The sequence below is a fragment of the Marinomonas communis genome (assembly GCF_004363305.1).
Lineage (GTDB): Bacteria > Pseudomonadota > Gammaproteobacteria > Pseudomonadales > Marinomonadaceae > Marinomonas > Marinomonas communis.
Window position 1 is genome coordinate 366,843 of sequence record NZ_SNZA01000002.1, and the last position, 23,615, is coordinate 390,457.

Annotated in this window: 22 protein-coding genes; 15 read left to right on the forward strand and 7 right to left on the reverse strand. The window is 47.4% G+C overall.

Translation table 11 applies throughout. The features are described 5' to 3' along the window. Positions 1 to 136 precede the first annotated feature (136 nt). On the reverse strand, positions 137 to 1,087 hold the full coding sequence (locus C8D85_RS08185; RefSeq protein ID WP_133561497.1) for a LysR family transcriptional regulator: 951 nt from the start codon (positions 1,085 to 1,087) through the stop codon (positions 137 to 139). A gap of 376 nt (positions 1,088 to 1,463) precedes the next feature. On the opposite strand from C8D85_RS08185, the gene C8D85_RS08190 reads away from it, so the two are divergent. The 4 genes from C8D85_RS08190 (at position 1,464) to C8D85_RS08205 (ending at position 6,741) form a co-directional block, all read left to right on the forward strand. After that, entirely contained in the window at positions 1,464 to 3,350 is a 1,887-nt protein-coding gene (locus tag C8D85_RS08190; RefSeq protein ID WP_133561499.1) for a methyl-accepting chemotaxis protein, read from the forward strand. Between the two features lie 429 nt (positions 3,351 to 3,779). Next, positions 3,780 to 4,802 carry a TRAP transporter substrate-binding protein gene (locus C8D85_RS08195; RefSeq protein WP_133561501.1) on the forward strand — a complete coding sequence of 341 codons (1,023 nt, stop codon included), beginning with the start codon at positions 3,780 to 3,782 and terminating at the stop codon, positions 4,800 to 4,802. A 68-nt stretch (positions 4,803 to 4,870) separates the two neighbouring features. Continuing rightward, positions 4,871 to 5,422, forward strand: coding sequence for a TRAP transporter small permease subunit (locus tag C8D85_RS08200; RefSeq protein WP_133561503.1), 552 nt, complete (start codon positions 4,871 to 4,873; stop codon positions 5,420 to 5,422). Beyond that, a complete protein-coding gene (locus C8D85_RS08205; RefSeq protein WP_211342159.1) occupies positions 5,422 to 6,741 on the forward strand; it encodes a TRAP transporter large permease in 1,320 nt (439 codons plus the stop codon). Before C8D85_RS08200 ends, C8D85_RS08205 begins: the two co-directional genes overlap by 1 nt. Before the next feature lie 70 nt (positions 6,742 to 6,811). Here C8D85_RS08205 and fabF read toward each other — a convergent pair whose 3' ends face one another. Then, complete coding sequence (gene fabF, locus C8D85_RS08210) at positions 6,812 to 8,086, reverse strand: beta-ketoacyl-ACP synthase II (protein ID WP_133561505.1); 1,275 nt, start codon at positions 8,084 to 8,086, stop codon at positions 6,812 to 6,814. Between the two features lie 91 nt (positions 8,087 to 8,177). On the opposite strand from fabF, the gene C8D85_RS08215 reads away from it, so the two are divergent. After that, positions 8,178 to 8,786, forward strand: a complete 609-nt coding sequence (locus C8D85_RS08215) for a TetR/AcrR family transcriptional regulator (RefSeq protein WP_133561507.1) — start codon at positions 8,178 to 8,180, stop codon at positions 8,784 to 8,786. Here C8D85_RS08215 and cysQ read toward each other — a convergent pair. Beyond that, entirely contained in the window at positions 8,783 to 9,628 is an 846-nt protein-coding gene (gene cysQ, locus C8D85_RS08220; RefSeq protein WP_133561509.1) for a 3'(2'),5'-bisphosphate nucleotidase CysQ, read from the reverse strand. The genes C8D85_RS08215 and cysQ overlap by 4 nt on opposite strands. 45 nt (positions 9,629 to 9,673) lie before the next feature. Here cysQ and C8D85_RS08225 point away from each other — a divergent pair, with 45 nt between their 5' ends. Next, entirely contained in the window at positions 9,674 to 10,090 is a 417-nt protein-coding gene (locus tag C8D85_RS08225) for an RNA-binding S4 domain-containing protein (protein WP_133561511.1), read from the forward strand. 19 nt (positions 10,091 to 10,109) lie between these two features. Here C8D85_RS08225 and dprA read toward each other — a convergent pair whose 3' ends face one another. After that, the gene (gene dprA, locus C8D85_RS08230; protein ID WP_162847558.1) at positions 10,110 to 11,372 is read right to left on the reverse strand and encodes a DNA-processing protein DprA; all 1,263 of its coding nucleotides are present in this window, start codon (positions 11,370 to 11,372) and stop codon (positions 10,110 to 10,112) included. 218 nt (positions 11,373 to 11,590) lie between these two features. On the opposite strand from dprA, the gene def reads away from it, so the two are divergent. The 6 genes from def to ybaK all read left to right on the forward strand — a co-directional run bounded on the left by def (position 11,591) and on the right by ybaK (position 18,102). Next, positions 11,591 to 12,097, forward strand: a complete 507-nt coding sequence (gene def / locus C8D85_RS08235) for a peptide deformylase (RefSeq protein WP_133561515.1) — start codon at positions 11,591 to 11,593, stop codon at positions 12,095 to 12,097. Between the two features lie 142 nt (positions 12,098 to 12,239). Continuing rightward, positions 12,240 to 13,226 (forward strand): methionyl-tRNA formyltransferase, encoded by a 987-nt coding sequence (gene fmt, locus C8D85_RS08240; protein WP_133561517.1) that lies wholly within the window; start codon positions 12,240 to 12,242, stop codon positions 13,224 to 13,226. Next, a complete protein-coding gene (rsmB, locus tag C8D85_RS08245; protein WP_133561519.1) occupies positions 13,223 to 14,542 on the forward strand; it encodes a 16S rRNA (cytosine(967)-C(5))-methyltransferase RsmB in 1,320 nt (439 codons plus the stop codon). Before fmt ends, rsmB begins: the two co-directional genes overlap by 4 nt. A 182-nt stretch (positions 14,543 to 14,724) precedes the next feature. Beyond that, the gene (trkA, locus tag C8D85_RS08250; RefSeq protein WP_133561521.1) at positions 14,725 to 16,098 is read left to right on the forward strand and encodes a Trk system potassium transporter TrkA; all 1,374 of its coding nucleotides are present in this window, start codon (positions 14,725 to 14,727) and stop codon (positions 16,096 to 16,098) included. Between the two features lie 70 nt (positions 16,099 to 16,168). Continuing rightward, positions 16,169 to 17,617 (forward strand): TrkH family potassium uptake protein, encoded by a 1,449-nt coding sequence (locus C8D85_RS08255; protein ID WP_133561523.1) that lies wholly within the window; start codon positions 16,169 to 16,171, stop codon positions 17,615 to 17,617. Positions 17,618 to 17,631: 14 nt separating this feature from the next. Continuing rightward, positions 17,632 to 18,102 carry a Cys-tRNA(Pro) deacylase gene (ybaK, locus tag C8D85_RS08260; protein WP_133561525.1) on the forward strand — a complete coding sequence of 157 codons (471 nt, stop codon included), beginning with the start codon at positions 17,632 to 17,634 and terminating at the stop codon, positions 18,100 to 18,102. An 89-nt stretch (positions 18,103 to 18,191) separates the two neighbouring features. Here the strand turns inward: ybaK and C8D85_RS08265 are convergent, their stop codons facing one another. Further along, positions 18,192 to 19,094 carry a lysophospholipid acyltransferase family protein gene (locus C8D85_RS08265; protein WP_133561527.1) on the reverse strand — a complete coding sequence of 301 codons (903 nt, stop codon included), beginning with the start codon at positions 19,092 to 19,094 and terminating at the stop codon, positions 18,192 to 18,194. 154 nt (positions 19,095 to 19,248) lie between these two features. Between C8D85_RS08265 and gmhB the strand changes: the two genes are divergently transcribed. After that, positions 19,249 to 19,806, forward strand: a complete 558-nt coding sequence (gmhB, locus tag C8D85_RS08270; protein WP_133561529.1) for a D-glycero-beta-D-manno-heptose 1,7-bisphosphate 7-phosphatase — start codon at positions 19,249 to 19,251, stop codon at positions 19,804 to 19,806. Positions 19,807 to 19,895: 89 nt separating this feature from the next. Here gmhB and C8D85_RS08275 read toward each other — a convergent pair whose 3' ends face one another. Both C8D85_RS08275 and C8D85_RS08280 read right to left on the reverse strand, forming a co-directional pair. Then, positions 19,896 to 21,035 carry an MFS transporter gene (locus C8D85_RS08275; protein WP_244936968.1) on the reverse strand — a complete coding sequence of 380 codons (1,140 nt, stop codon included), beginning with the start codon at positions 21,033 to 21,035 and terminating at the stop codon, positions 19,896 to 19,898. A gap of 188 nt (positions 21,036 to 21,223) precedes the next feature. Beyond that, positions 21,224 to 21,619 (reverse strand): winged helix-turn-helix transcriptional regulator, encoded by a 396-nt coding sequence (locus tag C8D85_RS08280; protein WP_133561531.1) that lies wholly within the window; start codon positions 21,617 to 21,619, stop codon positions 21,224 to 21,226. Between the two features lie 86 nt (positions 21,620 to 21,705). On the opposite strand from C8D85_RS08280, the gene C8D85_RS08285 reads away from it, so the two are divergent. Beyond that, entirely contained in the window at positions 21,706 to 22,560 is an 855-nt protein-coding gene (locus C8D85_RS08285) for an SDR family oxidoreductase (RefSeq protein ID WP_133561533.1), read from the forward strand. A 99-nt stretch (positions 22,561 to 22,659) separates the two neighbouring features. Then, on the forward strand, positions 22,660 to 23,550 hold the full coding sequence (locus C8D85_RS08290; protein WP_133561535.1) for an AraC family transcriptional regulator: 891 nt from the start codon (positions 22,660 to 22,662) through the stop codon (positions 23,548 to 23,550). The last annotated feature ends 65 nt before the right edge of the window (positions 23,551 to 23,615 follow it).

Below are 23,615 nucleotides of genomic sequence, written 5' to 3' on the forward strand. Positions count from 1 at the left end.
TTTAGTCCACCTAGACTTCCGTTCACAAGACACACCCTCCAGGTCCTTGTCTTGTATTTTTAGCCCCCATCCTAGCGGATGGGGGCTTTTTTATTTGGATGATTTTAAGAACGATGGAAGGGCGTCTAGAAAACACTTAATAGGGTGCAGCTTCAGCTTTGTCATGGGCGACAGCAAGCTGCTCACGCAATACCTGTAGGAACAGTTCACGAGGCTTATTCGGCTGGGCGGTTTTCTTGTAGATAACGGCCATGCCCAATGTGTAATGGCGCTGCTTGGTTGCCACGGCGACGATTTCACCTCGATTAACGTACTCTGATGCGTATTCTTCCGGTAAAAAGCCAATGTAACGACCAGATAAAATCAAGGCTAAGCGGGTATCGTAGAAGTACGAGATTGCAGACAAATTCATATTAGAAATCTGTTCACTGACGCCTTCGTGTGGCTTCAAGCCTGCATGAGATGCAGGATAGCTGTCCACCTCCGCCACTTGCTCAGCTTCGCTTAGTTTGGCAATTGGGTGATCTTTGGCGACGTAGATGTAGCAATTATCACTGTATAGGTGAATGTACTCTAAGCCATCCAATTTACGGTGATAGGGGATAAAGCCCACATCGGCCTCATCGTTGAGAATGGTGCGCTCTATTTTGGCCATAGACGCCACATTGGTATAGAGAGTGACTTCAGGCGCACGATCGGTGAAGTGCCTAATCAGTTCAGGCATACGACAGCGTGGATCCAAGCTCACCGAATCCGACAGAGCAATGCGCAGTCGACCTGTCAAGCTGGCGTTTAAGTTGTTGACGGTAATACGAAAAGCGTCCAATGACTCCAACAAGGTCTCGGTCATTTGATAGATGATTTCCCCTTCTTCCGTCAGAGAAAAACCGCCACGGCCACGCTTACACAACGTCAGGTTGAGACGAGACTCCAAATTGGAGATATGCAAACTGATGGTCGAACGCCCGATATTCAACATGGTTTCAGCAGCTGAGAAGCCACCACAATCCACCACGGTTTTAAATACTTTTAGCTGTTTGATCTCATAATCGCCGACTTGGCCCAGCGAATAATTGTTTGCACTCATCACACCTCCTAACTGCAGCGTCAGATGTTTTGACCAGTATATCCGATACCAACCCTTACGACATGGCTATATTAAGCTTCCTGAATCTATCCATTGTGCCTAAGTGCATTGTTTGGTCAACGCCTAACTTTAGATTTAGACAATGGCGTTTCAATCGTTGCCAAGCTTCTCTAAGGTGGAGTGACTGACTTTGATGAATTAAATCACCCTTATTGATCGAGTCGGTGGCTCTTAAGAAGACCCTTTCATGCTTCTTAAATTGAGAATCTTCGTACTTACTTCTTAGCCCGCGCACCCGCTCGGGCTTTTTTTTAGAAAGCGCTGAGCCTGTCGTTTAGCCCTACGCTCACAGCATTGCACTGATTTAGGAGTTATTGTGTCGATATCACTTTCTGTGCGACAAAAATTGATCGCTACCTTGGTTTTAGTTTGCTTAGGGTTTGCTGGCTTTGGCTTTTACGCCGTCATCAACTTCCAGCAAATGCAACAAGCTGGCTTAAAAGCTAACCGTATCGCGGACAGCTACGCCAATTTAAGCAATCTGGAAATTACATTGCTTAAATTTGAACGTCATGCGGCGAATCCATCGGTCTCAAGTCTGCCCAGTTTATATGAAGAACTGGATCGCTTAGCACAGCAAACAGCACTGCAAGAGGCTCAAGCTAATCCATATTTAGATGCTCAAGCAAAGCAAGGTATTACAGCACTGGGTAAAACTTTGCCGGAATACTTATCAAGCCTAAAACAAGCCCTAGATATGAAGCAGAAATTGGGTACAGATAACCAAAGCGGAGCATTATTGAGCTTAAATGAACAAGCCAGCCAGGCAGAGCAAAAACTGGCGATGTTGGCTCAATTTGCCGCGACGTTTAAAGAAGTGCGTGCTAAAGAGAAAGATTTTTTAGCGTATTCCACACCTGATAATCTGTCGGTATGGCAAGACAGTATTGCGCGCTTGATGAAACAGGTGAACGATATTGGCTTTGGTGATGACTTTAACCCTTTGATTGAGTCTTACCAAACGGCTGGTCAGCAAGTGGCAGACTTAGCAATGTCGCTAAAATCGTTAACACAGCGCTTAGATACCGTGCGTGAGCAGAACTCAGCAGCTCTTGGTCGCACCACTGAATACCTAAAAAGCCCTTTGCTTGTAAATGCCCAACAGCAAGCTCAAACAACTGCCAACGAGGCGCGCCGTGACTTAATTATTGGTAGTGTCATTTTGACACTGCTAATTGGCGCTTTGATCGCGACCGTGATTTTTACTCTTAATCGTAAAATCCAGTTGATCCTAAAGCGCTTACAAGACGTCGCCGCCGGGAAGCTGAAACGTCATCCTTCTAGTTCTCTCAATCAACATGACGAGCTCGACCAGATCCTAATCACATCCAACGTGATGACAGATAACTTAAGCCAATTGGTACAACAGCTTCAGCAAAGTAACCAAGCGTTAGTGCTCACCGCCGATCATCTAAGCGATAATGCCTTTACTATTGTGTCTAGCAGCGAGCAAATCCGTGACCGTAGTAATACGCTGGCCACTGCTACTGAAGAGATTTCTCAGACAGCAGCGAACGTCGGTGATATGACACGTCAGGTAAACGATGCAGCGAATCATGCTCATCAGTCGGCACAAACTGGCGCACAGGTCATTGGTGATGCCATCCATTCGATTCAATCTGTGGCCGGCTCCATCGAACACACCCACAGCATCGTCGCGAAACTAGGCGAGCGCTCAAAAGAAATCGATTCAGTTATTGATCTAATCGTCGGGGTTGCCGAGCAAACTAACTTACTTGCCCTTAACGCTGCCATAGAAGCCGCACGAGCAGGGGAAGCTGGCCGAGGTTTTGCGGTGGTGGCCGATGAAGTACGCACCCTAGCAGAACAAACCGTTCAAGCGACGACTAATATCACTGGCAAGATTGAAGGGATTCAACAAGAAACACAGCAAGTTATCCAAGCAATGCAAACCAGCTTGCAGCAGGTAGCCGTAGGTCGAGAAAAAGGCGAAAGCGCAGTGATGACGATCAAAGAAGTCGAGTCTTTAACCATGGATGCGGCACAACAGACGCACACCATTTCTTCTGCCATTCAGGAGGTCGTTTTGACCACACAAACCATGGCCAAAGATATGGATGATATTGCCCAAAGCATCGAACATAACTATCAAGCGACGCAAAATATCAATGCTTCTGGCAAAGAAATCAATCAGCACGTGACGAATTTAACAGGGCAGATGGAGCGCTTTGAGCTAAATTAGCCATTCATTTTTTAGAATGCTTAAAATTTCAAAGGAGAGCCTAGCTCTCCTTTTTTTAATCTGGAAAAACACAAAAGCGCACCATTATGGTGCCAAATTATGACAAAATAATGTCGTACAAAGTTTCAACAGATTATCCGCACAAGCCGTGCTGAAAATGCTTTAATTATCAAATCACTAGATCATTCAACAACAGTCAGTCGTGCCTCATTAAAATGGCACCATTTTGGGGCATTTATGCACCACTAAAAAGACTATACAACTGATTTATAAAGACTTTTAAAAACATACCTATTGTTTGGTCAAAACAAAACTTTAGGGTGATTTTGCATGGTTTAATTTGTGCAAGCTTTTTGAAAGTATCGATTTAAGCCGCCATCGTCGGGGAGGACATGGCTAAATTAGCAACTCTCATTCAAGAGGTTACTCATGTTAAAGACACTACAAAAAGTAAAAAAACAGTTAGTTGCGAGTTCTCTTGCTGTCGCTTTGGGCGCTGGCGCAGTAGCAACTTCTGCTCACGCAGCTGACCAAAACTGGCGATTTGCAAACCTTTACGGTCGTGGTACCGCTTTCGGTGAAATCTACGAAAACCTAGCGAAGAACATCGAAGCAAACACTGACGGTGCAGTAAAAGTACAAGTACTTTACTCAGGTGAAGGTGTTGGTACGACAGGTATCCTAGGCGCAGTAAAATCTGGTCTAGTAACAATGGGTGCACCATTCCAATCTATGCACGCTGGTGAGCTTCCAGCAGGCGTTGTTGAGATCGGTCTACCAGGCGGCACAGACAACACTGATGAACTACATGAGTTGTTCTACGACAAAGGCTGGGGTGAGATCCTAAAAGAAGCTTACGGCTCTCAAGGTCTAGTATGGCTTGACCCATACATCCAACCACCTGTTTACATCATCACAAAAGAGCCAATCAACTCTGTTGAAGACTTCAAAGGCTTGAAGATCCGTGCGCCAGGTGCATACGGTAAGTTCCTACGTAACCTAGGTGCTTCACCAGTATCTCTTGCTTGGTCTGAGATCTACACGTCTCTATCAACTGGCGTAATCGACGGTTCTATCGGTTCTAACATGATCGACCACCGTGACGGTAACCACGTTGAAGTTGCGAAATACATGTACAAACTGCCTCTAGCTGGCGCTCAAGTACTACCAATCGTTGTTAACCGTAACGCTTGGAACAAACTGACTGACGAGCAGAAAGAAGAAGTTCGTGCAGCAACGAAAACTCACGCAGAAGAACAGCTAACTAAGTCTAAGAAATGGGAAGCTGAAGCGGTTGCAGAAATGGAAGCTAAAGGTCTGAAATGGTCTCCAGAGCCATCTGAAGCTGACAAGAAAGCTTGGGCTGCTGCTGGTGCTGGTCTTTGGGACGAATACGCTGCATCTGATGAATACAGCAAACGTCTAATCGACGTACTTCGCGCTGAGAAGTAATCGATACCCCCTCTAGAGGCGAGCGCTTATGCGCTCGCCTTTTTCGTTTCTAATCGAGGTACATTTCCATGTTATTGACTGCGATGAGGCTATATTGCGCCGTGGTTCACCGAGTGGTGGAATTCGTCGGCAAATCTGTTTCTTATGTCATGCCAGCCTTGGCGTTTGTCGTAGCTTTCGAAGTATTTTCTCGCTACTTCCTAAATAAGCCAACTATTTGGGCTTATGACTTATCGTTGTTTATGTTCGGCTACATTGCCGCACTAGGCGGTGCCTACGCACAGCAGCGCCGCGGCCATATCAACGTAGATATTCTTTATAACAAAGTGTCACCACGCGTACGTAGCTTGTTCAACATGTTCTCGTTTGCGCTGGGGATTTTCTTCTTGGTGATCGTTTGTAAAATGAGCATCGGCAAGTTCGAAGAAGCACTTGAATTTAACTACCGCCGTCAAAGCGAATGGGCACCACACATGCACCACTTCTGGGTCATGATTGCCATCGCCAGCACACTACTCATCGCTCAGTTATCTAGCGACTGGTTAGATGATGCGGTGCATTTATTTACTGGTAAACGTCTATTACCAGAGCGTAATTTTGACGACGAGGACGACGCGTAATGATGAGTATCGAAGTGTTAACCGGCGTTTTGCTGGTCTGTATTTTAGTAAGCTTCGCACTTGGCGCTCCAGTGGGTCTTGCGCTAGGCGGCATTGCCATGGGTGTAGGTTACATCACATGGGGTGATGCACTGTTTAACGTGATTCCAACCACGTTAGAAGGCACTTACTTCAGCTTTATCCTATTGGCCATCCCATTGTACATCTACATGGGGCAATTACTGACACGTTCTGGTATCGGTGATGCCATGTTCAGTGCCAGCCAGTTGATCATCGGTAAAGTGCGTGGTTCCCTAGCCATTAGCGTTATCATCGTTTGTTCAATGATCGGTGCCATGGTCGGTATCATCGGTGCCGGTATCATGACTTCAGGTAGTATCGCGCTGCGTCCAATGCTTGAACGTGGTTACGATAAGCGCCTGGCCCTAGGTGTCATCATGGCCGGTGGTGGTCTAGGTATCTTGATCCCACCAAGTATCCCAATGATCATGTTCGCATCGTCTACGCAAAACTCTGTAGGTCGTATGTTCATTGGTGCTTTGGTACCAGCTTTGATCACAATTATCCTACTGATCGCATACGTAGTGATTTCTTGTAAGCTCAACCCGAAGAAAGCACCGCTTGATAAAGTACCAGAAGTACCTCAAACACCGAAGCAGAAATTGCTAACGCTGCGTGACGGCGGTTTGTCTCTGCTACTGATCGTTGCGGTACTTGGCAGTATCATCATGGGTATCGCCACACCAACAGAATCCGGTGCGATCGGGGTTGTGGGTGCGATCATCCTAGCGATCTTCTTCAAACGCTTTAAGCCAAAAATGGTACAAAGCGCTGGCCTTCGCGCTGCCGTCCTTGTGAGTGTGGCAATGTGGATCATCTTCGGTGCTACAGTGTTCAGTAACTTCCACCTATTGATGGGCGTTCAGAACATGGTGGCAGGCTTTACTGAAGACCTAGGCCTACCACCAATGATGGTCATCGTGCTGTTCCAGATCATCATGCTATTGCTGGGTTTCATCATCGATGAGTTCATCATCGTTTTGATGTGTGCACCGATCTTCACACCGATTGCTGTGTCACTTGGTTTTGACCCAATTTGGTTTGGTATCTTGATGATTCTGAACATCGAAATCGCGGTACAAACACCGCCATACGGTTTCGCTTTGTTCTACCTAAAAGGTATCGCGCCTCCAGGCATCACTATGTTGGACATCTATCGTTCGGTGACACCGTTCGTATTGATCAAACTTTTGGTATTGATCATCGTAATGTTCAACCCAGAACTCGTAACTTGGTTGCCTGACAAGCTAATGAATTAGCGACTCTCAGAACAGCTGCCAACATTGAAGACCGCCTAAGGGCTACCTTAGGCGGTTTTTTGTTTTGAGTTTAGGCTTGATAGCGTTTCAACAAGAGTGCAGCGTTAACACCACCGAAACCAAAGCCGTTACACAGCACATAGTCGACTGATTGTTGGCGAGCATGCTTAGGGATAAGGTCAAGGTCTCTCATGCTTTCATCCGGTTGCTCTAGGTTCAAGGTCGCCGGTAGGGTAGACGTACGTAACGCTTGCGCACTGAAGATCGTTTCTACACCGCCAGCGGCTCCTAGCAAATGACCTGTCGAAGACTTCGTCGAGGAAATCGCAACGGTGTTGATCGCCTCACCAAACACTGAGCGTAGGGCGTTAATTTCCCCTCGATCGCCAACAGGCGTCGACGTTGCGTGGGCATTCACATAACCAATATCCGAGGCTTTAACACCCGCCATGTTGATCGCTTGTTGCATGGCTCTGGCGGCACCTTCACCTGACTCAGGGCCAGCAGTGAGATGGTAAGCATCGCTGCTGGTACCATAGCCGACAATCTCTACTAACGGCGTCGCTCCACGCTCTAATGCATGCTCTAAGGTTTCTAACACTACTAAGCCTGCACCTTCTCCCATCACAAACCCTTCACGGTCTTGGTCAAACGGACGCGACGCATGCTCTGGTGCATCATTTCGACTAGAGAGCGCTTTCAATGCGCCAAAGCCCGCTAACGATAAAGGATCGATACAGGCTTCTGTACCGCCTGCTAAAGCGACCTTGGCTTCACCAGTTTTAAGCAAGCGAAGGGCATCGCCAATGGCTTGAACGCCCGCGGCACAGGCAGTAACAGGTGTGCCTAACGGCCCTTTAAAACCAAAGCGAATCGAAAGGTTACCGGCAGCCAAATTGGCTAAAAAAGCCGGTACCGTAAACGGCGACACGCGTCTTGCGCCTTGTGCTTTTCGTACCTCTTCAGCATGAGTGATAACAGGTAAGCCGCCAATGCCTGTGGCGATGATGGTTGCCGTCGCCTGTTTGTCTGCTTCAGACTCAGGATGCCAATTTGCCTGTTGTAACGCTTCTTCAGCGGCAGCGATGGCAAATAAGGTGAACAAATCAATGCGCTTACGATCTTTTGGTGACAGATAGTCCGCTTCATTTAAGCCGTTTTCCAGCTCCTGATGGCTTGGAACTTGACCTGCAATCTGTGTCGTAACGCCTTCACATAACTTGGCAGGTAACGGACGTATGCCCGACTCACCTCGAATCAAACGTTCCCATACGGCTTCGACACCTATGCCCAAAGGCGACACCATACCCATTCCGGTGATGACATAATGTTGGCTTGCTAACATCGAGTTCTCCACATTTGTTTGCGAATTTATATAAACTCGTATGCTAAAGTTGAGCTATTTATGATCAAGATAATATTTTGCAGGGGGCAATATGCCTTATTCGCCGAAACATAAAGAACAGACTCGTCAGCGTATTTTGCAGGCTGCGGCAAAGTTATTTTGTTCAAAAGGGTTTGATCGGGTCACACTGAATCAAATTATGAAACAGGCCAATATGACCCATGGGGCTTTTTACGCGCACTTTTCCGGTAAGAGCTCTTTGTACGAGGCGGCGCTAAAGTTTGCTACGGCAAAAGGATTTTGGGCGCGTGCTGCGAAGCAAACCGAAGACAAAGAAACGCATTTAAAAGCGTTGATAACACGCTACCTAAGCTGGAGCGATCCCAACCCTGATTCACCCTCTCCATTAGAGTTCTTAGTCACCGATGCAGCCCATCAAGATGAAACGGTACGTCAAACTTATCAGGAATGCTTTGACAGTCTTGTCGATCGATTGGCAAACATTTTAGAAAAGCGTGGGGTTAAGCATGCTAAATGCCTCGCGGAAGAAACGGTTGTATCTCTGGTAGGCACCGTATCAATCGCGCGTTCAGTCACTCAACCACTACGACAGGATTTTATCAAACGCGCCCAAGGTAGGATTCTGACGCGCTTGAATCAGGGCTTAGCCTGCAGGACGATGGTCGGTGACGTTACTTAGTCATCTTCTCGTTGTTGGTACCAATCAAGAATCACGGGGGCGACTTCAGGTCCTGCCACGATAAAGTGACCATTTAGCAGCGTATCCCGCTGGTTATAACGGAATGGCTTGCCACTCGGTGCTACTAACATCCCACCAGCGGCTTCGATAATGGCTTGCTGGGCAGCAGTGTCCCATTCGCTTGTTGGGCCACGACGCAGGTGCAGATCTGCAATCCCCTCGGCAATACGACAACCTTTGATCGAACTCCCTTTAGGTAATTCACGTACCTGCTCATAGGCTTCTTTGAGCGTTTCTTTCAAGTCTTGTGGTAGGGCAGGTCCATGACTTCGACTGGTCATCGCCACGAGCGGCTCGCGGGGCTCACGTACTGAAATATTCTCGATGTCATCGTCATGCCACTTGATGGCACATGGCTCAATGCCTTGCCACTCAGTTGTTACACCAAAGTAGCCTTCTCGCGTGGTAGGTAAAAAGACGATACCAAGAATCGGAGCACCGTCTGCCACGAGGGCAATGTTGATACTAAATTCACCATTACGCTTAATAAACTCTTTCGTACCATCCAGAGGATCAACAACCCAAAGCTGCTGCCAGTCTTTGCGCTCTTCGAAGTCCACGACCGCTTCTTCCGATAAAATTGGAATATCGGGTGTCAGGGCTTTCAGGCCAGCCATGATAATGCGATTGGCAGCGATGTCCGCCGCAGTCACAGGGCTGTCATCCGACTTGTGCTCTACGCCTAGGTCGGCTTTCTGATAAATCTCCATGATCGCATCGGATGCATCGTGTATGATTTGTTGCAGTGCTAGAAAAGTAGGGTGGCGACTTACATCCATCATAATAGTACTGGTTTCTTTCGTTTCATTTTTTCGTGTGTTCAATTTATGAGTAAAGCAGAAAAACAGCCAGATTCACAAGCGGTAAGATTAGATAAATGGCTCTGGGCGGCCCGTTTTTTCAAAACCCGTACACTTTGCAAAGAAGCCATCGACGGTGGCAAGGTAATGTACAACGGTGCCAAGGGTAAAGCCGCTCGTACGGTTGAGCTGGGCGCGCTGATAACCATCCGTAAAGGCTGGGACGAAGTCACTGTAGAAGTGAAGGGCCTGAGTGAGCAACGCAAAGGCGCTCCTGAGGCTCAAAAGCTTTACAGCGAAACATCCGAGTCCATCGAGAAACGTGAACGTCGTGCTCTTGAGCACAAATCCTTTGGTGGCCGCATCATGGCAGATCACAAACCAAACAAAAAAGAGCGTCGCGATATCAAACAGCTCAAACGAGACATTTTCGACTCATTTTAAAACTTGGTATAAACACCCACTAAGTGGTCGGGGCATATTGATAGTGCCCCTGCGCATTTACCACTTGGCCAGATAGCTCAAGCTCCATAAGTGTCTGAGCTAAGTCCGACGCTCCCATGCCCGTTTTTCGGATCAAGGCGTCAAAGTCCAAACCGATTCGTTCTTGCCAAAATAGCTGCAACAAAGAAGAGGCTGGAGCTGATAAGCCTTCAGACTGAGGCATAGGCGAAATCAGCTGAGAAGCCGCTGTATCTGGTGGGCTAACGCACACTGTTTCCTGTGACGCTGTGGTCTTACGAGCTTCTCGTGGTAACTCTTCGAGCATATCATCCGTCGAACGAACTAAGGTTGCACCTTGGCGTATCAGATGGTTTGTACCACTGGATTGTGGATCGCCAACGCGCCCAGGAATGGCAAACACCTCGCGGTTTTCTTCCAATGCATAGCGCGCACTGATCAAAGATCCGCTTTTTTCAGATGCCTCAACGACTAACACCCCATGACTCATGCCACTGATAATACGATTACGAGGAGGAAATAGATTGGGCTTAGGATGTGTGGTTAATGGGTACTCACTAACTAAGGCTCCACCTTGTTCAATAATACGTTCAAACAAAGCGTAGTTCTGCCGTGGATACCAGTTCAAAAGTCCAGTTCCCATGACCACTACGGTATTGCCTCGGGCCGCTAAAGCGCCTTGATGGGCATAGGCATCAATGCCTTTTGCTCCACCACTGCAGACCGCATAGCCACCTGAAGCTAAACGCTCACTCCACTCTTGCGCTAGCTTTCTACCATAGCCAGACGCATTGCGAGCGCCCACCACACCAATACAAGGTTGCTGCCATGCCTCAATAGAACCTTTCACAAATAGAAATAAAGGTGGCACGGCAATCTGCTTAAGCAATGTCGGGTAGGTGGCTTCATCGCGAAATACGATCGACTGGTCGGTCTCGCTTAACCAACGCTCAGTTTGATTCAAGCGCTCTTCTAAGTCATAAGGAAGAGTACGGTATTTCAAGTAACGTTCAGCAGACTTAGCGACATGTTCTGACCAGCCTAATGCGCGTAGCACTTGAGCATCAACGGACTTAGCTGCAGCCTCAAGCTCAGAATCGTCGTTGCTGTTCAATGTATCAAACAGTGAGGCTTCTTCTTCCTCAGAAGAGCTCCAAGCGGAAAGATAAGTCCATAAACTTGCGAGACGCTTAGCGCCGATACTGGGTAATAAACTGAGTGCTAACCAGTCGCGCTGACTGAAGCCGTGGTGTGAGGTATTCATGCGGCAATCCTTGCAAGCATTGAGTGAATCCATTCAGTCACTGACAAAAGCTGTCAGAGTAATCGCTAAAATTTGCGGCGTATTTAACCATATTGCATAAAATTTAGCCAGTCTCATGCAGGCATTTCGAGCTGAATACGTTACAATATAGGCAACGCTAAATAACCCGATGGTGCTTATCCTACGGGTACTATACGAACACTGTACTGGAAATCCCTATGGCTGTATTACCCATTTTAGAATATCCAGATCCACGTTTGCGCAAAGTGGCAGAGCCGGTCACAGAATTTACCGACGCCTTGCAAACAAAGATCGACGACATGATTGATACCATGTATGACGAGCAGGGCGTGGGCCTTGCTGCAACACAGGTAGACTACCACTACCGCATCGTTGTTATGGACTTCTCTGAAGAACGCAATGAACCTATCGTATTCATTAACCCTGAGTTCGACGTGCTAGACGAAGAGCCGAACGAATTCCAAGAAGGCTGCTTATCCGTACCAGGTTTCTACGAGCACATTTACCGTGCGGCGAAAGTACGAGTCAAAGCTCTGGACCGACATGGTAAGCCGTTTGAAATGGACACGGATGAGTTGATGGCCGTTTGTGTACAACACGAGATTGACCACCTAGACGGCAAGCTGATGGTGGATTACTTATCGCCACTAAAGCGCAACCGTATCAAGACTAAGCTGCAAAAAGCACAGAAGAAACGTGCCTAGAAAGTAAATCGCACGGCGCTATGAACGCCAGCGGATTAACTTGTATTGAATAGTCACAACCATCTTCTTTTCAAAAATCAGGCTCCGGCCTGATTTTTCGTTACATGAAACTGTTTCGTTACATGAGGGCATTAGACGCACCATGACAGATACTACTCAAACGCCTCTACGCATTGTTTTCGCTGGCACACCGGATTTTGCTGCCGCCAGTCTTCAAGCTGTACTAGATCACTCCGCACAGAATCAATACGAAGTGATCGCAGTTTACACTCAACCAGATCGCCCTGCGGGTCGTGGGCAGAAATTGGTTGCAAGTCCTGTGAAACAGCTTGCCCTGACGCACGATATTCCCGTTTATCAGCCGCTGAATTTTAAAGACGAAGCCGATCGCCAAGCGCTAGCGGATTTGAATGCTGACATTATGATTGTTGCTGCCTACGGTCTGATTTTACCGAAAGCCGTATTGGACACACCAAAGCTTGGTTGTATTAACGTACACGCTTCATTGCTGCCCCGTTGGCGTGGTGCTGCTCCAATCCATCGTGCTGTCATTGCCGGTGATACATTAACCGGTATTACCATTATGCAAATGGACGTAGGGCTTGATACAGGCGACATGCTGCATAAGAAAGAATGCGATATTAAACCGGAGGACACGTCAGGCTCATTACATGACCGCCTAGCAGTGTTAGGTGGCGAAGCCTTGATTGAAGGTTTAGAAGCGATTAAATCAGGACAAGTGACACCTGAGACACAAGATGACTCACTGACTTGCTATGCAGACAAATTAACGAAGCAAGAAGGGGAAGTGGATTGGACTCAAGATGCCTCGGTGATCAGTCTTCGTATTCGTGGTTTATTACCATGGCCTGGAGCTTATACTCAGACCCCAGCAGGGGTAATGAAGATCCACGCTGCAAAGCTACTTAACACCGAAGACCAAGACTTCGAATGTGGCGAAATCACGATGGTCAGCAAAGAAGGGGTCGTTGTGAACACCGGCAAAGGCTCCATTCTAATCACTGAACTACAATTCCCTGGCGGTAAACGTATGGCAGTGCAAGATGCACTGAATGGCAAATTTAAAGATCAACTGCAATTAGGCAAACGACTTGGGAGCCAAGCATGAGCCAATCCGCTCGCTTAGTCAGTGCGAAAATTCTTGAGCAAGTGCTTCTACAACGTGGCTCTTTGTCCACACAGATTAATAAGCAAATTAGCCAGGTCGATTACGACGAACAAGGTTTAGCCAAAGAACTGTGCTTTGGTGTGTGTCGCTTCTATCCGCAGCTGAACACCGTCGCTCTGAGTTTGTTAAGCAAACCGTTTGAAGAAAAAGACTTTGATCTGTATGCCGCATTGCTGATGGGGCTCTATCAAATTGAACATATGAGCACCCCTGATCATGCTGCGGTACATGAGTCAGTTGAGCTCTGTCGTCAGTTAGATAAAGAGTGGGCTACAAAGTTGATGAATGCCGTCTTGCGTCGCTATCAGCGAGAGCGTGATGACATTCTTGAGAACTTATCTTCTCAACCTTCCATGGCACACAACTTACCTAAGTGGCTAGTGAAGCGATTTAAGAAACATTGGGATGCGGAGCTGGACTCAATTATTGAAGCCACCAATGCTCATCCACCGATGTGTATCCGAGTCAACGAAGCACATGTTTCACGTGAAACGTACAAACAAAAATTAGCAGAACAGGGCATTGTTTCACGTGAAACGTCCTTTTCAGTATCAGGTTTGTACCTAGAATCCGCTGTACCGGTCACTATGTTACCTGATTTTGAAAACGGTCATGTCAGCATCCAAGATGAATCTGCTCAATTGGCGGCAAGCTTATTGGCTCCCAAAACAGGCGAGCGAGTGCTCGATGCTTGCGCAGCGCCAGGGGGTAAAACAGGTCACTTACTGGAACTCGCGCCTGACTTAGACTTAACGGCCGTCGAATTAGAGCCTTGGCGATTAGCTCGCATTGAATCAAACCTAGAGCGCATAGGTGGCTCAGCGGCGTTAATCTGTGGCGATGCCAGTCAGCCAGATCAGTGGTGGGATAAGATTGCGTTCGACAAAATCCTATTGGATGCTCCCTGTTCTGCAACGGGTGTTATCCGCCGTAACCCAGACATTAAGATCAACCGTAAGCCAGATGACATTGCTGCGCTCTGCGATATTCAAGCCAGTATTTTGGATGCCACTTGGCAAACCTTGAAGCAGGGCGGCTACTTGCTTTATGCGACTTGTTCTTTGATGCCAGAAGAAAACGAGCAGCAGATCGCAAGCTTTTTGGCTCGTACCGAAGACGCCAAGGAATGTCCGCTGAACCTACTTAATGACAAGTTATCTCTCAGCTTTGGTAAAGCGGTTTCCCATGGGGTACAAATCTTTCCAACACAAAATGGCCAAGACGGCTTTTATTACTGTCTAATCAAGAAAGACTGATCCTCTCTCCAATACGAACCCTCTTATGAAAAAAGGAGGGTTCGTATTGCTTCAAAATATATAGATTATTCGCCAAAACAACGTTAAATATTTCTTCAATCGCGTTTAAAATGTGTACGCAATAGACTCTTATTTTAAGACGTTCTTTCACATGCGATGAGCACAATGCTCTAAGGCTGACCATGAAGATCATAATTATTGGCGCGGGCCAAGTTGGCGCGACGCTGGCTGAGAACTTGGCAAACGAAGACAACGACATCACAGTCATCGATACCGATCAGAATCGTTTGCGCGAGCTACAAGATCGCCTAGACATTCAAACAGTTCATGGCAGCGGTTCCCACCCAGACGTATTGGACCAAGCTGGTTGTAACGATGCCGATCTATTGATCGCCGTTAGCAACCAAGACGAAACCAATATGATTGCCTGTCAGGTTGCCTACACGCTGTTTAAGACCCCAACGAAAATTGGCCGTATTCGCTCCAATGCTTACTCGAAATACCCAAAGATTTTCGCCGATACGGCTTTGCCGATGGACGTTCGTATAAGTCCTGAGAAGGAAGTAACGAAACACTTGAGTCGCTTGATTCGTTATCCTGGTGCGTTACAAGTGATGGAATTCGCCGAAGGTAAAGTTCAATTAGTGGTGGTCAAAGCGGAAAAGGGCGGCCCTCTGATCGATCGCCCAATTAGCTTTTTGCGCGAACACATGCCATCTATTCAGACTCGTATTGCGGCTATTTATCGTAATGGCCAGTCCATCAAGCCGGATGGCAATACGCATATTCATGCCAACGATGAAGTGTTTTTCTTGGCCGCACAGCGGGATGTCATGGATGTGATGAGTGAGCTGCGTCCACTGGACACACCTTATCGTCGAATCATTATTGCTGGAGGCGGTAATATCGGTGAGCGTCTAGCACAAAGTCTTGAGAAAGAGTATCGGGTGAAAATCATCGAACGCGATCCAGAACGTTGTCGCGTACTTTCTGAAACCCTAGATAACACCATTGTGTTAAATGGCGATGCTTCAAAACAAGAGCTACTGCTGGAAGAAAACATTGAATCCACCGATGTATTTTGCGCCATCACCAATAACGATGAAGCCAACATCATGTCATCGATGTTGGCCAAAGTGCTTGGTGTACGTACGGTAATGACCATCATCAATAACCCAGCCTACGTCGACATTGTTCAAGAAGGCATGATTGATATCGCTATTTCGCCGCAGCACACGACGATCAGTTCGCTCTTGAGTTTTATCCGTCGTGGTGACGTGGTCAATGTTCACACCATGCGTAAAGGTGCAGCGGAAGCACTCGAAGCGGTCGCGCACGGTGACCATCGCTCCTCGAAAGTAGTGGGGCGTTCGATTGCCAATATCCCACTACCGGAAGGGGCAACCATCGGTGCCATCGTTCGAGAAGACGAAGTGATCTTAGCCACTGGAGAAGTCGTCGTTCAAGCAGAAGACCATGTGATTATTTTCGTCTCGAATAAGAAGCAGATCCCGGCAGTAGAGCAACTGTTCCAAGTTGGCTTAAGCTTCTTTTAACATGCAAACTAACTACTTTTTACTAACGTCCCACGCTTCGGCTGGGACATTTTTTTCATAAGGCCAAGACATGCATATTCAGGTAATCCTGCGCGTTATCGGTTTGCTTATTATGATCTTCAGTTTGACGCTGTTACCACCGATCATCGTTTCATTGATCTATCAGGACGGCGCACTGCAGGCATTCCTATATGCCTTGCTCATCAACTTGGCAAGTGGTTTGGTCATTTGGTTTCCGTTTCGAAACCACCGTGGTGATTTAAAAATTCGCGACGGGTTCTTAGTAACCGTCTTGTTCTGGACGACTCTGGGTTTGTTCGGTTCGGTGCCATTCTTTCTCGCGACAGACCCGCATCTGAGTTTCACTGACTCTTTGTTTGAGTCCCTGTCTGGTCTAACCACAACCGGTGCTACCATTTTAACGGCCATTGATGACTTGCCGCAGTCCATCTTATTTTACCGTCAGTGGCTTCAATGGTTAGGCGGTATGGGTATCATCGTCTTGGCGGTAGCCATCATGCCGATGCTAGGCGTTGGGGGTATGCAGCTTTATCGAGCCGAAACACCAGGGCCAGTAAAAGACTCAAAACTGACACCACGTATTGCCGAGACCGCTAAGGCGCTTTGGTATATTTATGCGTCGTTAACCATCGTCTGTACGCTAAGCTATTGGGCGGCGGGGATGAGCTTCTTTGATGCCTTGTGTCATAGTTTCTCCACTGTAGCGATTGGTGGTTTCTCAACCCACGATGCCAGTATTGGCTACTTTAACAGCGTCACCATTGAGATCATCTGTACGGTATTTATGGTGATCGCCGCACTGAACTTCGGCTTGCACTTTTATGCTTGGCGTATGCGCAGTGTTTGGCATTACTTCAAAGATCCTGAAGCACGCTTCTTTTTCTTCTTACTAGGTAGCGCTATTTCCTTGGCCACTTTGGTACTGATTTTAACTGAAACCTTTGATTGGCAGACGTCATTGCGCTACGCCATTTTCGAAAGTGTTTCCATCGCAACCACGGCCGGATTCAGTACTTCTGACTTCTCTGTATGGCCGCATTTCTTACCGTTCTTGTTGATCGTGACGTCCTTCGCTGGCGGCTGTGCTAGCTCAACCGGTGGTGGTATGAAGGTGATTCGTATCCTACTGATCCTGAAACAGGGCTTCCGTGAAATTCAACGTCTGGTACACCCAAACGCCGTCATCCCCGTTAAGGTAGGCGGTAAAGCGATTCAAGAACGAGTGGTGTCAGCGGTATGGGGATTCTTCTCTGCCTACTTACTTGTGTATGTCATTCTGATGATTGGTTTGATGGCAACTGGCATCGATCAAGTCACCGCTTGGTCCGCCGTGGCAGCGACGCTAAACAACCTAGGTCCAGGTTTAGGGGAGGTGGCTGCAAACTTTGCGTCCATTAATGATCCGTCAAAATGGATGCTATGTTTCGCCATGCTGCTTGGTCGTTTAGAAGTCTTCACTTTACTGGTCTTGTTTACCCCGATGTTTTGGCAGAAGTAACAAAGGAATAATCGATGACACCCGCAACGCAAATGCTAAAGAAGCGTAAGATCGCTTTTACTCAACACGAATACGAGCATGATCCTAGCTGCCAAAACTTCGGTCAGGAAGCCGCAGACAAACTTGGCTTGGCTCCAGAACAGGTCTTCAAGACGTTACTGGTTACGGATGACAAAGACGTTTTCGTAGCCATTGTACCGGTGACCGGTAAGTTGAATTTAAAACGCACTGCAGCCGCGCTGAAAGTTAAAAAGCTGCGCATGACTGAGCCAAAAGACGCAGAACGCTTAACGGGATACATCGTCGGGGGGATCAGTCCAGTAGGACAAAAGAAAGCATTAGTCACCGTCATCGACAGTAGCTCTGAAGCGTTTGACAAAATCTATGTGAGTGGTGGTAAGCGTGGCTTTGATATTGGTTTGGCCCCCAAAGACCTAGCCAGTGTTTGTCGACAAACCGTTTTCTCAGATATCGCTGAGCATTGATACGACATAGCATTGTCAGCAACAAGATGAGATTAAAAAGAAGGGGCTAATGATTAGCCCCTTCTTTTTGTTTGCTGGTCACATATTCGTTAAACGTGTTGATGTTCTTTATATGGATTTAACGCGCCATGGGGCTGTAATTTGAAGCGCTTGTATTCCCATTGATATTGACTCGGAGCACGTTCCACCAGCTTTTCAATCGAAGCATTCAACCCCGTTAAAGAGGTCACTGTGTCCTCATCGTAGAATCGGCTGTCTACTTCAAAGGCATTTACCTCAAACCCTTTAGCCGTTTGAATACAACCAACAACAAATGCTTTAGCGCCAGTCTTCTGAGCTAGCTGACCAGCTAACGTCATGGTGTAAGCTTGATGTCCATAAAATGGAGCAAAGTCACCACTGCCTTGTTGTGGCACTTGGTCAGGTAACATGCCTACCACACCATCGGCATTAAGTGCTTTCACAATCTGCATCACCCCACGTCGGTTAGTGGGAACCAATTCGCCACCTGCGCGATTACGTGCTTCGAGAATAAAGGCATCTAGGCTTTCATCTTTGTTAGGGCGGTACATCGCTGTCATAGGACGAATGGCACTAACAAAGACATTCACAGCTTCCCAGTTACCAATATGAGGCGCTAGAACAATCACGCCACCTTTGGCTTCCACCGCTTGTTTTAGCTCAGCTGCGCCATCGCCTTCATAGCAACGATCAAGGATGTATGACACATCACGGGTCCATAAATGTCCCATCTCAGCGAAGGTCTGCCCCATGTGCTGTAGGCGGCTGTTACGCAATCGAACACGTTGCTCTTTGTCTAAATGTGGCAAACATAACTCAAGGTTACGATCGATGGCCTGGCGTGTTCGACGATCAAAGCGAAGCCCTAACAACCCCACCATACGCCCAACACGACGTACAAATGGAAACGGTAACTTCCCCATGGCTTTTATCAGCTTTGTCATTGGAGAGGAGGTAACTTGCTCGGACATAACACCCACTTAATTTGATCAATCTATATCTGTGGCCGAGGGAGTGAGCGCACTGCACTTAAAAAGTGTTTCACGTGAAAACACTCACCCAAGCCAATCTGAAACCATTATACTACCACTTAATGCAATTCATTAATCTGAGGTAGGCACATTTATGGCGAATAACAAGCCCGTCATCATTCTCGATCGTGATGGCGTCATCAACCAAGATTCCGATGCGTACGTTAAATCCGTTGATGAATGGATTCCGCTACCAGGTAGTATTAAAGCCATGGCGGCATTAAGCAAAGCTGGTTTTCAGATCTTCATAGCAACGAACCAATCAGGCATCGCACGGGGCTACTACGATGAAGCCACCTTGCATAGCATGCATGAAAAGATGCTCGGGCTTTTAGAAGCAGAGGGCGGTCACGTGGAAGGCATCGAATATTGCCCACACGGGCCCGATGATGCGTGTCACTGCCGTAAGCCTAAGAGCGGTATGATTGAAGCCATCGAAGCGCAGCTCGGCGTAGACTTTACAAAAACGCCTGCCATCATGGTGGGGGATTCATTACGAGATCTTCAAGCCGGCCATGCTCGAGGCTGTGCACCTGTGTTGGTATTGACTGGAAAAGGCCGTGATACCCAATACAAAGAAATCGATTTCTACTTTGATATCTACACTGATCTAGCTGCCTTTGCGATTTCTACCATTCATAAATATGGCTAAAAAGCGCTAGTAGATTGCTCAGTACCCTTATGAGAAATCCCTCACATTTGTGGGATTTCTCGTTTGTATATGACAGAGCAGCGACTCCACTAACGCCCAGCAATGCGCACCAATCTTCCCCAACTTCCGACAAGTAATAAAGCCAGTAACAATAAAAGCCAAGGAAATGCTGTGACGCCTAAATGGTCGATGATAGGGCCAGATAAGGATGGCGCCACCAGTGCACCTAAGCCACAACAGACAAAGACCAAACCCGTTCGACGTCCCGTTAAAACCAAAATACTGTTGGCAAAAGAGAACATCAGAGGAAACAATGCCGAACAGCCAAACCCCAGTCCAAAGGCTACCCAGCCTAAGTGAATATTCGCCAGCCATATCATTGCCACAGAACTGAGTACGCTGATAACTAACAATCCAGTCACGCATTGCCGTTCCGTTAGCCAACGTTGCAATGGAATAAAGCACAAACGACCTAAGGATAAGGCTAAGAAAAACCAAGTCGATAGCAGCGCAGCATGCTCTTGATCCCAACCGGATAGAACACCATAAGTAGAAATCCAACCGGCAATCGAAATTTCAAAGCTGACGTACAAAAACACCACCCAAAGGTAAGCATAAAAGCGCAGCGTTTGCTTTTCAGGTGCCACAGAGTCTTGGCAAGATGAAACCGGAAATGCAGGGCTCACTTGTCGTGCTAGCAAGATAGGGAATAAGCAGCTATACAGGGCAATCAGCCAGAAGCCCCAGCCAAAATCGCCACTCAACCACATGGAAAAGACAAAGATCATTGGAGCAATCATGGCTCCCATGCTGTAGCACAAATGCAAAAAGGTCACATAGGCACCGACTTTTTCTCGGTGTAACCACAACATCATAAGATTGCCACCAGTGTTCAGAGACACTTCACTGGCACCTAACAAAAAGAAAATGGCGATCAAAACCGTCAAGCTGGTAGCGAAAGGGATCATCCATAAACCTGCAATGACGCACACTAACATCAGTATCAGATAATGATGGCCAGCGAAGCGATCATACATACGCGATGCCAGCAATGCCCCCAGAATATTACCAATCCCACGCGCCATGAATAAAACCGAAATCTGGCTCACCGTTGCTTGGGCTAAATCGGCCAGATAAACGAGACTGGGGCCTAACATACCGCTAACCGCACCACAGACGATAAACATCGCATAATAGGTCGCGGTACGCTTCCATTCGTGTATTTTCATGATGACATCTCGAAAGAATCTGCGGACGCAGAAAGAGCATAAAAAAGGGCTGGAGTAGACGGACTCCAACTTGCAGGATTTAATCACGCAAGTTGGTTTAAAGATAGGCAAGTAGACGTTTAATACTGACTCAAATATGATCGATTTCTATACGCATTAAACAACGCTGTCGCAACACTTATAGTCGATTATGCAAGCTGACGTTGATCTAGAATCGTTGAGAGGTTGTCCTCAAGCCAGCCAATTAGATTCATCACCCGTTGACCAAACTCGATCCCCAGTGGCGTTAATTGATATTCCACATGAGGCGGCACAACCGGATACACAATACGCTTCACAAACCCGTCGCCTTCTAACTGCTGCAATGTTTGCGCAAGCATTTTTTCACTAACGCCTTTGATAGTGCGACGCAACTCACTAAAACGCTTGGCTTCACCGTCCTGCAATGCAAAGAACACCAACATGCCCCATCGTCCCGTGACGTGGCGCAAAATCTCCCGCGAGGGACACTTATCAGAGAATACATCCCCTCGATCAAATGAGAACTCAGTGCCCTCAGGAGCATTTAATTCATGTTTTTTCATACTTACCTTTTTGTACGTACTTACTAAAAGTTAGCTAATAGTCTAGCCTATCTCTTATTCACTCACCATCCTTATAGGAGAACAGTATGATTTTAGTCACCGGTGCATCAGGCCAGCTAGGTAATTTAGTCATTAACAGCCTTTTAGCAAAAGGGGTCGCTGCAGACCAAATCGTCGCGGCCGTTCGTAGTCCAGAAAAAGCGACTGCACTGCAAGAGCGAGGCGTTGTGGTGCGCAAAGCCGACTACACAGACCCAGCCTCTCTTAAAGCAGCCATGAACGGTATTAAGCGCGTCGTCTTAGTATCTTCAAGCGAAGTCGGCCAACGTGCCGCTCAGCATCAAAACGTGATCGACGCAGCTCAAGCAACAGGCGTAGAACTACTGGCTTACACCAGCATCCTACACGCAGACACATCACCACTTGCTCTAGCAGAAGAGCACGTAGCCACCGAAGCAGCGTTAAAAGCCTCCAACGTGCCACATGTAGTGCTACGCAACGGCTGGTATTCAGAGAACTACACCATGAGTGCAGGCATGGCAGTTGAGCACGGTGCGGTACTGGGCAGCGCAGGCGAAGGTAAATACTCAACCGCAGCTCGTGCAGACTACGCCGATGCAGCAGCGACCGTGATCACTTCAGAAGATCAAGCAGGGAAGGTGTACGAGCTGGCTGGAGATGAAGCCTTCACCCTAGCGCAATATGCGGCCTACATTACAAAGATCAGCGGCAAAGAGGTGGTTTACCAAGACCTTCCTGAAGCCGAGTACGCTAAAGTATTAGTGGAAGTAGGATTGCCAGAAGGTTTTGCTGCAGTACTAGCTGACTCAGATGTTGGTGCCTCCAAAGGTGGCTTATTTGATGACAGCCAAACCTTGTCTAAATTGATTGGTCGTCCGACTACACCGATTCAGGACAGCATCAAACTAGCGCTCTCTTAATTACATCATTACCCTGACTGCCTATCAGGTATCAAACAGGCTTGGCATCTTCATTGAAAAGCATAATAATGATTTTCATTTGTAAGCTTTCCAGAGATTATGTCCAAGCCTCAGCGCTTTTCCCGTATTGATGCGGTTCTGCAATATCTGCATGACCATTTGTCAGAACAGCATACCGTTGCGTCTCTCGCTGAGATCAGCTGCTGGTCACGCTGGCAGTTTCAGCGTGTCTTTAGCGATGCGACTGGGCTGTCGGTTGCTCAATACATCAGAGAGCTGCGTCTAAGCATGGGGGCCGAAGCGCTATTAGACAGCCAAGCCAAACATATCGATATAGCGCTAATGTGCGGCTTTGACTCGGAAATTAGTTTCCATCGAGCGTTCAAACAGCATTTCCATTGCACACCAGGACAATACCGCAAACAGGGCAAACGTGTCGGTATCAAAAAACCGCTACAAATCATCACGCCTGATACCTCGGAACATCACCCTTTATTTCAGCAAATTCGCATTGAAACTCGACCTGCTTTCTCCCTCACGGGTCTAAAAGGGCGCATATTAGGGCCGTTTTCCAGTGCTCCAAATTTCACAGAAACTGTACCTGACCTGTGGCATCAGTATGAAACTGTTCTTAGTGAAAACACTGAGCCAAATAGCGCGCCACGCATTGGTGTGATTGATACGAGACCTTCTCCTGAGCAGGAGGAAAGCCTGTGTTACTGGGCCGGGCAAAGCCTCTCAAGTTTGCCAACTTGTGCCAAGTTAGACGTTTTAAAGGTTCCAGAACAGGTGTATGCAGTCATTCCCATTCACGGCAGTGCTCGTCATATCGAACCTGCTTTTCTATGGTTTCTCCGTCATTGGCTACCTAGTTCACGTTATCGTGGTATTTCTGGCTTTGAGCTCGAGGTGTATCCACACGATTATCAAATAGACGATGACAAAAGCCATATGGAGTATTGGTTGCCCATCCAAGCTAGAGAGTTGTGAGAGATCGGTAGAAGTATCCTTCACTTTAGACTTGCACCAAATGGTTAAGTAAAGAATAATCAAAA